We start from the raw sequence: 14,388 nt of genomic DNA on the forward strand, positions 1-14,388 counted from the left end.
CGGGGCCGTCCTGCGCACCACCTTCCGCCCTGCGCGCGCGGCTCTATCCGGCACTTTATTCGTCTGATAGTGTGCGCCTAAGGAGACTTCCTTCGGAGCGTCCGCACTGCAGTTCGTCAAAATCGATCGGAGTACCCGCCATGGCCTCATACAAACAGTTGACCGCCCAACTCGAAAAGCTCCACAAGGAAGTCGCCGTGGCGCGTGAAAAGGAGATCGCCCAGGCGATCGCCGAGATCAAGCAGAAGGTCGCCGAATATGACCTGACGGCCGAAGAACTCGGTTTCACCAGCAAGCGCGCGGCGGGACGCAAACTGGCAACGGTCGCCAAGTACCGCAACCCGAAAACCGGCGAGACATGGAGCGGCCGTGGCCGCTCGCCTGGCTGGCTCGTGGGCAAGAATCGCGAACGCTTTCTGATCGAAGACTGACGTCGTGCGTCCACGGCGCCTGTGCTTGCAACGCGCCGAGTTTTTACTGAAGTGAAGTTGCGTTCGGTTTTTCTCGCACCGTAGAGAGGGTCCCGAAAACGCTCACCTTTCGCGTGAGCCTGCCGCGCGCGCCATGGATTTCGCGAGGCGCCTCGAGCCATCATTTGTTGTTTCGGTGAGCCTGGTTTTGTCCGATGACGCACCTTGCGGCGTGATCGCCTCTGCTGTTCCTCATAGCGGCACCCGTTCCCCGAAACCCGCGCCAGCCTTTGCTGGCGGGCGTTCCCAGGCTATGCGAAGCAACCCCTGGCGCGTCGCGTGGTTCTCACGCTTTGTTTTCCACGGACTTTACTTTGCTGCTGAACTTCGCGCTGCGGGTGCGTGAGCGGCCGTCCGCGTCATCACCTTTCATGGCGATTCGAGCTTCGCAGTCGCGAGTCCCGAAAACGCTCACCTTTGGGTTCGTGCGCGTGCGACGTGGCGCACCCACCGCACGCGTCTGCGGGCAAACCCGGAGATGAGTTCGCCTCATACCCCGCATCAAAACTCATCGATACAGGGTCGCGAGGACCGGACAGCACAATCGGTCATCCACTCAACCTCGACGGAAAGACCATGAGCGTATCGACGGACAAACAACTCTTTATCGGCGAAGGATTCGAAGGCCCCGGCGTCAACCTCGCGCACATCAACGTACTGGTCGGGCCGCGTGCCGGTCCGGCTGGACAGGCCTTTGCCACCGCATTGGCGACGCCTTCAGCGGGGCACGCACCGTTCGTCGTGATCGCGCGTCCCGGCGTGCCGACCAAACCGTTGACGCTGTACGTGAACAAGGCGCAGATCGGCAGCGACTTTCACGGCAACGCGACGTGGGGCGCCTCGCAAGCCGGCATTGCCAAGGCGGTCGCCGAGTCGCTCGAGAACGGCACGCTGCCGCCCGAAGCGGAAAACGATTGGGTGGTGGTGTCGGCGAACTGGGTCAACCCGGCGACCGACGATCTCGACGCCGTCTTCGAGAACAACTACCGCGCGTGCAAGAACGCGATCCTGGCGGCGATGAAGGGCTTGCCGCATCGCGACGAGGTGTTTGCCGCCGCGCGCGATGTATCGAATCCGTTCTACACCCCCAAGCAACGTTAATCACGCGCCACGCGGTTCGCGGTTCGCGCGCCATGCGTGCGATGCGACTGCCGGCGCGACCGAACGCGACCTGGAAGCAAGGAGACCAACCCTATGGAATACATTCGCCTCGGCCACTCTGGCCTCAAGGTATCCCGTCTGTGCCTCGGCACCATGAACATGGGCACGCCGCAATGGAAGCCCTGGATTTTCGACGAAGCGCAGAGCGAACCGATCGTACGTCACGCGCTGGAGGCCGGCGTCAATTTCATCGACCTCGCCGATTTTTATTCGACAGGTGTCGGTGAGGAAGTGGTAGGCCGCATTCTGAAGCGCCTCGCACGACGCGAGGAAATCGTCGTGACGACCAAGGTCGGCTATGACATGGGCGCGTATCAGAACGCCGGCGGCCATTCGCGCAAACACATCATGGACGGTATCGACGGCTCATTGAAACGGCTCGGCATGGAGTATGTCGATATCTACATGCTGCATTTCTTCGACGTGAATACGCCGCTCGAAGAAACCATGGGTGCGTTGAACGATATCGTGTGCGCCGGCAAGGCCCGCTATATCGGTGTCTCCACGATGTACACCTGGCAGTTCGCCAGGATCATGCAAGTGTGCGAGCGCAACGGCTGGCACAAACCGATCAACATGCAGTTGCAATTGAACCTTGCATACCGCGAAGAAGAGCGCGAAATGATTCCGTATTGCCAGGATCAGGGCGTGGGCGTCTCGGTGTTCAGTCCGCTGGCGCGCGGTCTGCTGACCTGCGATCCGAACTCCACGCGTAATCAGACCGACTTTTTCACCGCGCAGATGTACGGCGATGCGGCTTCGCGTGAGATTGCTGCTTCGGTGGCGCGCGTGGCGGCGCGGCGCGGCGTGTCGGCTGCGCAAATTGCGCAGGCGTGGGTGCTGAATCATGGCGGCGTCGCCAGCATGCTGGTTGGTGCGGACACGCCCGCGCAATTCGATAGCGCCGTGGCCGCGCTCGGCACGAAGCTCGATACCGATGAACTGTTCGAACTCGAACGCAATTACACCCCGTGCGACCTGATCAACGACTACACCGCCGGCAAGCGCATCGCCCGCGAAGCGCGGCTTGCGCAAGGTACGTTCGTCGAGCACCTGGAGAAAGCGGCATGAATGCATTCCTCCGAACCGGACACTATATTGCCGGCGAGTGGTACGAAAGCGCGAGCACGTACCCGGTGCTGAATCCGGCGACGGGCGAGGTCATCGCTCAGGTCGCGAAGGGCGGCGCCGCTGAAACGAGACGGGCCATTGCCGCTGCCGCACGCGCTTTACCCGCATGGCGCGCGATGACCGCGAAGGAGCGCGGTGCACGCGTGAAGCGCTGGGGCGAACTGATGCTGGAGAACCGCGACGCGCTTGCCGAGCTGCTGACGCTCGAACAAGGCAAGCCGCTTGCCGAAGCGCGCGGCGAGGTCGGCTATGCGGCGAGCTTCTTCGAATGGTTCGCCGAGGAGGCCAAGCGCGCGTATGGCGACGTGATCCCGAGTCCGAATCCGAACGCGAAAATCATCGTGACGCGCGAACCTGTCGGCGTGGTCGCGGCCATCACGCCGTGGAACTTCCCGCTCGCGATGATTACGCGCAAGGCCGGTCCCGCGCTCGCGGCAGGCTGCACGATGGTGCTCAAGCCATTGGAAGAGACGCCGTTGTCAGCGTTTGCGTTGGCCGTGCTGGCGGAGCAGGCCGGCATTCCACCGGGCGTCTTCAACATCGTCTCCGGCGATGCGGTAGCGATCGGCGGCGCGCTGACGGAATCAGATGTGGTGCGCAAGCTGTCTTTCACCGGATCGACGCGCGTCGGCAAGTTGCTCGCGAAGCAGTCGGCGGATACGTTGAAGAAGCTGTCGTTGGAGCTTGGCGGCAACGCGCCCTTCATTGTTTTCGACGACGCCGATCTCGGCGCCGCCGTACAAGGTGCGATGGCCTCGAAATTCCGCAACACCGGACAGACCTGTGTTTGCGTGAATCGCTTCTATGTGCAGGAGGGTATCTACGACGCGTTCACCTCGGCGTTGTCCCAGGCCGCGCAGAAGATGCTTGTGGGCAACGGACTGCAAGGCGAAGTCGAGCAAGGTCCGCTGATCAACCAGGCGGCGTTGAAGAAGGTCGAGGCGCATGTGGCCGATGCGTTGCAAAAGGGCGCGAAGGTGCTGACTGGCGCAAAGCCGCATGCGCTCGGCGGTACGTTCTATGAGCCGACTGTACTGGCCAACGCTTCGAAATCAATGTTGATCGCGGAGGAAGAAACCTTCGGGCCAGTGGCGGCGTGTTTCCGTTTCAAGTCCGAAGAGGAAGCCATCGCCGCGGCCAACGACACCCCATTCGGCCTCTCCGCGTATTTCTACACGCGCGATCTCGCTCGCGCGTGGCGCGTTGCCGAAGCGCTGGAAAGCGGGATGGTCGCGATCAACGAAGGAGTCTTGTCGACCGAAGTCGCGCCGTTCGGCGGCGTCAAGCAATCGGGCCTTGGCCGTGAAGGTTCCAGGTACGGTCTCGATGAATACACCGAACTGAAATACATGCTGATGGGCGGCCTCGGCCGCTAGCCCTACGCATTGAACGTTTATGTGCCCGCCTCGCGCTGCATCCGCGCGGCGCGGACGAAGCAGCCCTGCGTAGCTGAAGCCGGTTGCACGTCGGATACAAACCGCACACCCGACGCACACGTGCTGGTCACGCAGCGCTGCCCACACAACGAAGGAGACAGCGTGAGCAATCAGGATATCCAGACGGCCACTCTTGGCCTTGCACCCACTTTGCCGTCCACCGCCGCGGCGGTATTGCGCGGCCCCATTTCCCTCGACGATGTTCCGCTGAACGCGTTTCACGTCAAGATCGCCGGGCTCACATTCGGCGCTCACTTTACCGAAGGGTTTGCACTCGGCACGATCGGCTATGCGCTGGCGTCGCTGAATCGTCAGATGCCGCTCGACGCATTCTGGATGGGCATGATCGGCAGCTCTGCTTTGATGGGCATCTTTGTCGGCAGCCTGGTTTTTGGTTGGCTGTCGGATCGGTTGGGACGGCAGAAGATCTTTCTACTGAGCTTCCTGATCATCACCGCAGCGGCGTTTGCGCAGTTCTACGTGCGATCGCCGTTGGAACTCTGCGTGTTGCGCGTGCTGATCGGCTTCGGCATGGGCGGCGATTTTGCGGTCGGGCACGCGATTCTCGCCGAGTTTTCGCCGCGCAAGCATCGTGGCACGTTACTCGGTTCGTTTAGCGTGGTGTGGACCGTCGGCTATGTGGTGGCGAATGTGCTCGGCATGCACTACGCCGATGCGTCGCCCGATGCATGGCGGTGGTTGCTTGCATCGGCCGGTGTGCCGGCGCTGATCGTGCTGGTGCTGCGAATGGGCACGCCTGAGTCACCGCGCTGGTTGCATGGCAAGGGTCGCGTCGCCGAAGCCAGGGCGATCGTGCTCAAGCACTTCGGTCCCAACGTGACACTCGACGACGGCATTGATGAACCCGCAGTTCACGGACATACCGGCTTTGCGCGGCTTTTCAGAGAGGACCTGATTCGCCGGACGATTTTCAATTGCGCGTTCTTCGTGTGTCTCGTGATTCCGTACTTCGCCATTTACACATTCCTGCCTACGATCCTCAAGGCCATTCATCTGAACGACGGTTCGGGCGCGGACTTCCTGCTGAACGGTTTCCTCGTGCTGGGCGCGCTGATCGGTATCTGGCTCACGATCAAATTGTCGCGCCGCGTGTTTCTGATTGGTTCGTTCGCGGTGACTTGCTTGTCGCTGGTCGCGTTGAGTGTGCTGCCGGAGTCTGCAACGCTGGCGACGATCGTCGCGTTTGCCGTTTTCACGCTGACGATGTCGGCATTCTCGAATCTGGTCGGCGTGTTTCCGCCGGAGTGTTTCCCAACCGAGGTGCGCGCATGCGGTGTTGGGCTTGCTATTGCGTGTAGCCGCCTTGGATCGGCCGTCGGCACTTTTCTGTTGCCGCTCGGGATCGTCCATCTAGGTTTTCACGCGACCATGATGGTGCTTGCGACTGTTTTGCTGATCGGGATGGTTGTGTCGATCGCCTGGGCGCCTGAAACAAAGCACCTGACGCTGAACGAAGCTAGCGGCGCGTAGCGCACCTACACGTTCAGATAAAACCCGCCGCACCGGCAACGGTGCGGCGGGTTTTTTTTATGCGCGCCGCTTGGGAAATCTACGTTTCGCCCAGCATTTTTAAGAACAGTCTTATTCCCAGTTTCGGGACGTAGTCGTCTGTCAGAAATATCTCATGTCGCGTAGGGCGATTCTTAATTAAATAGGAATCGTCCTACGTACTTATGTCGCCGCGAATTTTAATATTTGTTTGCGCCTGAACGAGAGGCCAATAGTTCGAAACAAAGAGCGCCGCTTACCGGCGCAGAACATTGGAGCGTGAAGGGGCGAACGGCAGGTTGAACCAATCACGCATCCACCGTTGACTTGAACTTTTATTAATTCACTGGAGCAGCAAACATGAAAGCAATGATCCCCGCACTCGCAATCGCAACCGGCAGCCTGTTGGGTCTCGCATCGTTCGGCGCCAACGCCGCAGACGGCACGATCACCTTCACCGGTACCATTTCCGATACCACTTGCTCGATCAATAGCGTCGCATCGGGCAGCCCGTCCGACAAATCGATCACGCTGCCGACCGTTTCGGCAGGCACGCTGTCGACCGCGGGTGCTACTGCTGGTACGTCGAGCCCGACGGACCTGGCATTTACGCTGAGCGGCTGCTCGGGCTCTGCAACGAAGGCGATCGCTAACTTCGAAAACGGCCCGCAGGTCGACCAGACCACCGGCAACCTGAAGAACGCCGGCGATGCAGAAAACGTGCAAGTTCAGTTGCTGAATGCAAGCATGAACCCGATCAACATCACGACGAACTCGAACAACCAGTTGGCAACCGATGGCGTGACGATCACTGGCGGTGCAGCCAGCCCGAAATACTTCGCACGCTACTACGCGACGGGCAAAGCGACGGCCGGTTCGGTGAACACCTCGGTTCAATACACGATGCAATATCAGTAAGCAATGACCGAAGGCGTTCGCTTAGGTGAGCGCCTTTTTTAACGGCCTTATTTCAAGATTAAATTTTGAGGTGATTGTGATGAAGATGCTCAAAAAAATGACGATGGGAATCGGTTTTGCATGTGCGCTGCTTGCAGGCAGCGCACATGCAAGCGTAACGATCGGCGGTACACGAGTGGTGTATCCGCTCGAGCAGCGCGAAGTCACGGTCAAGCTGGATAACGACAGCAACAACCCATCGCTCGTGCAGGTGTGGATGGACGACGGCGATGCCAATGCGAAACCGGGCGACATCAAGGTGCCGTTTGTGATTACGCCGCCGATTTTCCGCATGGATCCGAAGAAAGCGCAGACGCTGCGCGTGATGTATAGCGGCGACGCGGTACCGCAGGATCGCGAATCGGTCTACTGGCTCAACGTGCTGGACATTCCGCCTAAGGCAAGTGCGGCCCCGGATGTCAATTCGCTGCAGCTCGCCTATCGCACCCGCATCAAGGTGTTCGTGCGTCCGGCCAAGCTGCCGGGCAAACCAGAAGACGCGCCGGCGCAGTTGAACTGGAAGGTTGCCGCGTCGGCGGACGGCAAGGGCCAAGCCGTGAGCGTATCGAATCCGACGCCGTACTACGTGTCGTTTAGCGAAGTCGATGTCGAAAGCAGCGGTCATACCTTCAGGAATGAAAAGGGCGGCATGGTTGCGCCACACGCGTCTGTAGTTCTGGCAGTCGAAAAGATGAATGCCGTACCAGCAGGCGCGAAGGTTCACTACACCGCCATCAGTGATTACGGCGGCGCCATCAACGGCGACGCGACGCTCGGCCAATAGACCGCAGCAGTATTGCCGGTCGGGCGGCAGCCTCCCGCCCCATAGCTCAACTCTTTCTCGACAGCGGCGTGCATTGCACAGGCAATGCATGAAGGACGACGCACGTCCGTTGCAGGACATTGGATCAGTTAAATCATGAAACTCTCACCTCGTCATCAATCGCATGCTCGCACCAGTGAATGTCCTGGTTCGTTCGGCCTGAACCCCGTCACCGCCGTTGTTATGTCGGTGTTCGCGGTGCTGGGCGGCATTCAGCCGGCGAGTGTGAGTGCAGCAGAAAGCACCAATGCCGCCGCAGCGGTTCAGTTCGATACGACGTTCTTGCGTACCGACCCGAAGCAGACAGTGGACGTTACGCGTTTTGCGCGGGGCAACATGGTGTCGGCAGGCGTCTATTCCGTCGACCTCTGGGTCAACGACGTTCGTGTGGCGCGCCAGGATGTGCGCTTTGTGGCGGCTAGCGAAGGGCAAAGTGCGCACCCGTGCTTTAGTCGCCCGATGCTTGAAAAGCTTGGTGTCGATTTCGCGAAAGTCGGTGCGGATACTGGAGTGAAGGTGGCAGAACATGCTTCAGCCGCAGCAGGTGCAGCGAATGACACACACGACGCCGCAGGCGCTGAGGCGGCGCCCGTTAGTGCGCAATCCGATAAAACCGCTGTAGCCGCTGCGGGCGCTGACGAATGCGTCGACTTGGGCGCAACGGTGCCGGGCGCGACCGTCGACTTCAACTTCGAAGAGCAGAAGCTCGTGCTGAGCGTGCCGCAGAAGTACATGCGCAACGCCGCGCGCGGCTACGTGCCGCCGGACATGTGGCAAACCGGCGTGAATGCGGGCTTTGTCAGCTACAACGCGAACACTTACCACACCGCTGGTTCGGGCACGCAGTCGACGCAAAGCTATCTCGGCCTGAATGCCGGCGTGAACATTGGCGCGTGGCACTTCCGCCATCAATCGTCGTTGTCGCAAGCGACGGGCCAAGGCACGCATTTCGACAACATCGCAACCTATTTGCAGCACGACGTTGCCGCGTTGAAATCGCAAGTGACGGTGGGCGACGGCTACACGACGGGTGATGTGTTCGACAGCGTGCAATTCCGCGGCGCGCAGATCGCTACCGACGACCGCATGTTGCCCGAATCGCTGCGTGGCTATGCGCCGGTGGTGCGTGGCACGGCGGAGTCGAATGCGCGTGTCACGGTTCGCCAGAACGGTCAGGTGATTTATGAAACCAGCGTGTCGCCGGGCCCATTCGAGATCAACGATCTGTACGCAACCGGTTACGGCGGCAATCTCGACGTGACGGTGACGGAAGCCGATGGCCGCACCAAGACCTTTACGGTGCCGTTTGCTTCGGTCGCGCAGTCGCTGCGTCCCGGAACGACGCGCTTCTCGGTGACCGCCGGGGAACTGCGCAACTCGACGCTCGAAACGAAGCCGAACTTCGCGCAATTCACATTGCAACGTGGCCTGACGAATCTGGTGACGGCCTACGGTGGCGCTGTCGCTGCCAACGGCTACGTGGCGGCTGACGTGGGTGCGGCACTGAACACGAAGTTCGGCGCGTTCTCCGCGGACGTAACAGGCGCGCAGACACAGATCCCGAATCAAAGCACGATGCGCGGCACCAGTTTGCGCATCGGCTATAGCAAGTTTATCGATCCAACCGACACCAATATTGCGGTTGCCGCTTACCGTTATTCGACTGCAGGCTTCATGAATTTGTCGGATGCAGCATCGGTGCGTGATCTCGCAATGCGCGGCGGCGATACGAACTCGGTCTATCGTCAGCGCAACCGCTTCCAGCTCACGGTCAACCAGAACCTGAAGGATCACGGCACCGTGTTCCTGAGCGCTTCGTCGCAGCAGTATTGGAATCATGGCGGTAGCGATACGTTTTATCAGGCTGGCTATACCAACAGTTTCAAGTACGGCACCTACAGCATTACAGCAGGACGTACCCGCAATTCGGACGGATCGATGTCCAATCAGTACATGCTTAGCACCACGCTTCCGCTTGGCCATAGTCAGCATGCGCCGCTGATGTCGACGAATCTGTCGAGTTCGGGCGGCAGTACCAACTTGCAGGCGAACGTGAGCGGCTCGCTGGGTGACAGCAACCAGTATTCGTACAACGCGTACGGCACCTATGGCAGCGGTAATGGCAACAGCTCGGCCAACACAGGCGTGAGCGGTGCATGGCGCGCGCCGTATGCACAGATGACGGCATCGGCTAGCGCGGGTTCGGGTTCGAGCCAGGTATCGGCCGGTGTCAGCGGCACGGTCGTCGCGCATCCGGGCGGCGTGACTTTGTCGCAGACGGTCGGTGACACCTTTGGCATCGTCGAGGCACCGGGGGCGGCGGGCGCAAGCGTGAGTAGCGCGCCTGGCGTCAAGCTCAATAGCCGTGGCTACGCCGTGGTGCCTTATTTGACGCCTTACGGTATGAATACCGTTGACATCGACCCGAAGGGCACCTCGACCGATGTCGAATTCGAGTCGACTTCGGAACAGGCTGTGCCGCGTCTTGGGTCGGTGGTGATGATCAAGTACAAGACCGTGAGCGGGCGTGCCGCGCTGATTCGTGCGCCGCAATTGGGTGATAAGGCATTGCCGTTTGGTGTGGATGTGGTGGATGGCAATGGCCACAACGTGGGTGTGGTCGCGCAGGATAGCCGGATTTTTGCGCGCGGGCTGGAAGATAAGGGCTCGTTGTTCGTGAAGTGGGGCGAGGCGGCGGCTGAGCAGTGCCGGATTGATTATGTGTTGCCGAAGTCGACGGGTAAGGCTGGCGCGGCTTATTTGTCAGTAGAAGGACATTGCGTCGGCGGTCAGGAAAATCTCAACTAAATAGGTGAACACGATGTTCAGATGGAATAGGATACTTCGCTGCCGACTGATTGGTCAGCGCCAAACTGCTAACTCGGATTGCGAGTGCCGATCGAATTCTTCTCTGGCACGATCCTACGTGCGCGCAATGCTTGTTTTATTCGCTGCACTGCTGTCCGCATCCGCGCATGCGAACCTGAGTTGTAATCCAGGTCCGCTCAACATAGTGTTGAACGCTGGCACGATTTCCGTACCGGTAAATGCTGCTGTCGGCGCAACGGTGAAAACAGTAGCGCCGGACGCGTTCCAGTTTTTGTGTTCCATGGGTGGCAGCGGAGGCGCGCAGTCGTCCGCTACGCTGTACGGCGATCTGACGGTTACGAATCCGCTCGCGCCGGGTTTTAACGATGTCTATCAAACAGGCATTACGGGCCTCGGCATTCGTTACACCTTCAATTCAGCGAACTGTGGCATCAGTAACCAGGTGCTTGCCAACGGTTCGACACGCCTGAATTGTCCGTTTACCGGGCCAGCGGGCGGCTCGGCTGTGCCGCTCAATCTCACGGTGACGTCGATTTTGGTAGTCACCGGGACGATTGCGCCTGGAGCGTCCACCTTGTCGACGATACCGCAAATAGCTCTTACGTTCCGCACCTCGGACGGGGGGACAGCTTCGTGGGCTAAATCTCCGATCTATTCCGGTAGTGCGACCGGCACGCTCACGCACGCGACGTGTTCGGTGAGCCAGCCCAATATTTACGTCCCCCTCGCCACGGCCGACACCCGAGCCTTTGCCGCTGGTTCTGGGGCTGTCTTCGCACCTACACCGTTTTCATTGACGTTCGCCTGTAGCGCAGGGGCGAAGGTTTCGATCACGCTGACGGACAACGTTAACCCGGCGAGCCGCTCAAATACGTTGCAACTCACCGCCGACTCGTCGGCCAAGGGAATAGGGATCCAGGTGCTCAATGGTTCGGGGCCGGTTTCGTTCGGCGCCGATGCCGCGACGCCGGGCAATACGAATCAGTGGTTGATCGGTGATTCGCCGAACGGGCAGCTACAAGTTCCCTTGACCGCGCGCTACATCAGTACCGGAGCGGTCTCGGCAGGTACGGTCAAAGCGCTTGCCACTTTCACCATCTCGTATCAGTAGCGGCACAAAGGGCGGCCATTCGCCGCCCTTCCGCGCGCACACCGGTTCTCCACAGGCCCTCTTGGCACCCCGAGGCGAGGCGGTTTTCCCTATACATATCCCCATGACGTGTATCATTCGTTCCCTGCGCTGTTCTGCGCTGGCGATTCCCGTATTGTCGAACGCTCGTTCGTAAGCTGGTTGCGACGCGGTCGAGTTGCCATTGTGAGGAGGGTCCCAAGCCCAACTCCCGCAGCTCGACGCCGCCACGCCACGCGTGGCAGCCCAGAGGCCACAAGCCGCTGAAGACCGCCCGAACCCCTATCCGTGACCGCCAGACCCGATGTCAGTCTCCGAACTCAAACGCCGCCGCACGTTCGCGGTCATTTCCCACCCGGACGCGGGCAAGACCACGCTTACTGAAAAGCTGCTGCTGTTCTCGGGCGCGATCCAGATCGCCGGTACCGTTAAGGGCCGCAAGAGCAATCGCTACGCGACGTCCGACTGGATGGAGATCGAAAAGCAGCGCGGCATTTCGGTGGCCAGCTCGGTGATGCAGTTCGAGTACGGCGACGCCGTGATCAACCTGCTCGACACCCCGGGCCACGAAGACTTCTCCGAAGACACGTATCGCGTGCTCACCGCGGTCGATGCCGCCGTGATGGTGATCGACGGCGCCAACGGCGTCGAAGCACAGACGCTGAAGCTGCTCGAAGTCTGCCGCAGCCGCAAGACGCCGATCGTCACTTTCATCAACAAGCTCGACCGTGAAGTGCGTGAGCCGCTCGAACTGCTCGACGAAATCGAACAGCATCTGGGCGTGGCTGCTGTGCCGTTCACGTGGCCGATCGGCATGGGCAAGGAATTCCAGGGTGTCTACGACATCCAGCACGACCAGGTGCGCTTATTCCGCGCCGGGCAGGATAAGGCGGGCGGCGAGGTCGAAACGCTGCAAGCGCCCAGCAACGAAGAAGGCGAACGCCGCTTCGGCCATAGCTGGATCAAGGCGAAGGAAGAGATCGACCTGATCACCGGCGCGTCGCCTGATTTCGATCGCGAGCAGTTCCTCGCCGGCCAGCAATCGCCAGTGCTGTTCGGCTCGGCGATCAACAACTTCGGCGTGAAGGAAATTCTCGACGCGCTGGTCGATCTTGCACCGCCGCCGTCGATGCGGATGACGGTGCAACGTCCGGTGATGCCGGACGAGCCGAAGTTTACCGGCGTCGTGTTCAAGGTGCAGGCGAACATGGACCTGGCGCACCGCGACCGCGTGGCGTTCATTCGCGTGTGTTCGGGGCATTTCGAACGCGGCATGGCGGTGAAGGTGACGCGTACGAACAAGACGTTCCGCGCGAATAACGTGGTGACGTTCCTGTCGCAGCGTCGTGAGACGGTCAGCGAGGCGTATCCGGGCGACATCATCGGTATCCCGAATCACGGCACGCTGAGTCTCGGCGATACGCTGACTGAAGGCGAAATGCTTCAGTTCGTGGGCCTGCCGTTCTTCGCCCCGGAAATTTTCCAGACGGTCGAAGTGGTCGATCCGATGCGCGCCAAGCAACTCGGTGAAGCGCTGAAGCAGCTTGGCGAGGAAGGCGCGATTCAGGTGTTCCGTCCGGAAGTGGGCGGCTTGATGATTCTTGGCGCTGTGGGTCAACTGCAGTTCGAAGTGGTGTCGCACCGTTTGTCGACGGAATACAAGGTCGATGTGCGCATGGCACCGGCACGTTACCGGATGTCGCGCTGGGTGACTTGCGGCGATGCAGCGGAATTGCGTCGTTTCACCGATTCATATGCAGCGCGGATCGCGCTTGATGCGTCCGATGCACCGACTTATCTGGCGTCGCACGTTTCGGAAATCGAAGTCGCGCAGAAGGCGTGGCCGAAGATCGTGTTTAACGAATTGCGCGAGCATTCGGGCGCGCCGTTCAAGAAGTCGATGTAAGCCGCCCTAGGTGGGCCTGGTATGCGATGAGCCCATCGAGCAAAAAAAGGCCCTGTGGAAACGCAGGGCCTTTTTGCTGGACGGTTCACGTGGTTGTTGTGCTCACTCTCTGTGCAAACGGAAGCTTATGGAGCACAGCGATGATCGCCCTTGATCGATCAGTGTGGCGCTGCCACTGTTTGCTGCGCGTCTGCATCGGCATCTACATCGGTCGCGTTTTCAGTGACGGCTCGTTTGCTTTCTACGGTTTGTTCCGTAAGCGAAGCTTGCCCAGCGGTTCCTGCTGCCTCTGCAAGAAGGCGCGCCGCCCGGCTCGCGGTAATGCGGCTTTGAGGGATGCCTTTCGCATCGAGCGCGATGACCTGGTACAACTCACGGTCACACTCAAGCATCTGCTGATATTGCTCCCCCATGTCGACGAGCAACTCAAGCATGGTGCGATGACGTCGTCTTTCGTCAGTTGTAATAGCAGGATTCCTACACATTGAAGACGCAAGTGTGATCAGCGTATTGATTTGGCTCAACTGCCGGTCACAGAGGCTGAATGCCGAAAGTGCAAGCTTTTCGTACTGGAGTGCGTCGACTGGCGGGCGTGAATCGGGTTGAGATTGTTTTGTGGATTTGCTCATGATGCGATCTCCCTGGTACATCTCGAGACGCCCGACACGCGTTTGTGAAGCGGGTGAGCGGGCACGAAGCGGGTTTGGAAGACCGGGACACAAACAAACCGGCGAGCCTTGCGGCTCCCCCACCACGGCCCGCCCATTGAAATATAGACGTGCGGCGGTAGACGCACGACCCGCCTGGGCGGGTGTGCGGTTTGCATCACAGGCTTCCATTCCTGACCGCCGGGTGTTTCCCGAAGGCTTGATGATTATAAATGAGGGCGGCGTGGCGATGATCGTTTGCGTGGGCCAAATTGCCAGTTTTGACCATTTGGACAAGGCCCACTGAGACCGGTCAGAGCTTGATTAACGACAGCGCGGAATCACCCGGTCGCAATTCGCTTCACCGCAGACTTGAGCAGATTGCAAGTA

11 protein-coding genes are annotated in these 14,388 nt (G+C 60.0%); 10 read left to right on the forward strand and 1 reads right to left on the reverse strand.

Annotated features, from left to right (window positions below; genetic code table 11):
* Positions 1-140 precede the first annotated feature (140 nt).
* The 10 genes from PQR53_RS28910 (at position 141) to PQR53_RS28955 (ending at position 13,351) form a co-directional block, all read left to right on the forward strand.
* Positions 141-431 (forward strand): H-NS histone family protein, encoded by a 291-nt coding sequence (locus PQR53_RS28910; protein WP_408461742.1) that lies wholly within the window; start codon positions 141-143, stop codon positions 429-431.
* Positions 432-1,046: 615 nt separating this feature from the next.
* Positions 1,047-1,571, forward strand: coding sequence for a formaldehyde-activating enzyme (gene fae, locus PQR53_RS28915; RefSeq protein WP_408461743.1), 525 nt, complete (start codon positions 1,047-1,049; stop codon positions 1,569-1,571).
* A gap of 93 nt (positions 1,572-1,664) precedes the next feature.
* On the forward strand, positions 1,665-2,702 hold the full coding sequence (locus PQR53_RS28920; protein ID WP_408461744.1) for an aldo/keto reductase: 1,038 nt from the start codon (positions 1,665-1,667) through the stop codon (positions 2,700-2,702).
* Entirely contained in the window at positions 2,699-4,138 is a 1,440-nt protein-coding gene (locus tag PQR53_RS28925) for an NAD-dependent succinate-semialdehyde dehydrogenase (protein ID WP_408461745.1), read from the forward strand. Before PQR53_RS28920 ends, PQR53_RS28925 begins: the two co-directional genes overlap by 4 nt.
* A 162-nt stretch (positions 4,139-4,300) precedes the next feature.
* Complete coding sequence (locus tag PQR53_RS28930) at positions 4,301-5,689, forward strand: MFS transporter (protein ID WP_408461747.1); 1,389 nt, start codon at positions 4,301-4,303, stop codon at positions 5,687-5,689.
* Positions 5,690-6,067: 378 nt separating this feature from the next.
* Positions 6,068-6,625: a fimbrial protein gene (locus PQR53_RS28935; RefSeq protein WP_408461749.1), complete on the forward strand. Its 558-nt coding sequence runs from the start codon at positions 6,068-6,070 to the stop codon at positions 6,623-6,625.
* 79 nt (positions 6,626-6,704) lie between these two features.
* Entirely contained in the window at positions 6,705-7,448 is a 744-nt protein-coding gene (locus PQR53_RS28940; RefSeq protein ID WP_408461751.1) for a fimbria/pilus periplasmic chaperone, read from the forward strand.
* A gap of 135 nt (positions 7,449-7,583) precedes the next feature.
* Entirely contained in the window at positions 7,584-10,295 is a 2,712-nt protein-coding gene (locus tag PQR53_RS28945) for a fimbria/pilus outer membrane usher protein (protein ID WP_408461754.1), read from the forward strand.
* 127 nt (positions 10,296-10,422) lie between these two features.
* Positions 10,423-11,427 carry a fimbrial protein gene (locus PQR53_RS28950; protein WP_408461757.1) on the forward strand — a complete coding sequence of 335 codons (1,005 nt, stop codon included), beginning with the start codon at positions 10,423-10,425 and terminating at the stop codon, positions 11,425-11,427.
* 322 nt (positions 11,428-11,749) lie between these two features.
* Positions 11,750-13,351 (forward strand): peptide chain release factor 3, encoded by a 1,602-nt coding sequence (locus tag PQR53_RS28955; protein WP_408461760.1) that lies wholly within the window; start codon positions 11,750-11,752, stop codon positions 13,349-13,351.
* Between the two features lie 158 nt (positions 13,352-13,509).
* On the opposite strand, the gene PQR53_RS28960 is transcribed toward PQR53_RS28955, so the two are convergent.
* Positions 13,510-13,980, reverse strand: coding sequence for a hypothetical protein (locus PQR53_RS28960; protein WP_408461763.1), 471 nt, complete (start codon positions 13,978-13,980; stop codon positions 13,510-13,512).
* Positions 13,981-14,388 lie beyond the last annotated feature (408 nt).

The organism is Paraburkholderia fungorum (assembly GCF_046027605.1).
Taxonomy (GTDB): Bacteria; Pseudomonadota; Gammaproteobacteria; order Burkholderiales; family Burkholderiaceae; genus Paraburkholderia; species Paraburkholderia fungorum_F.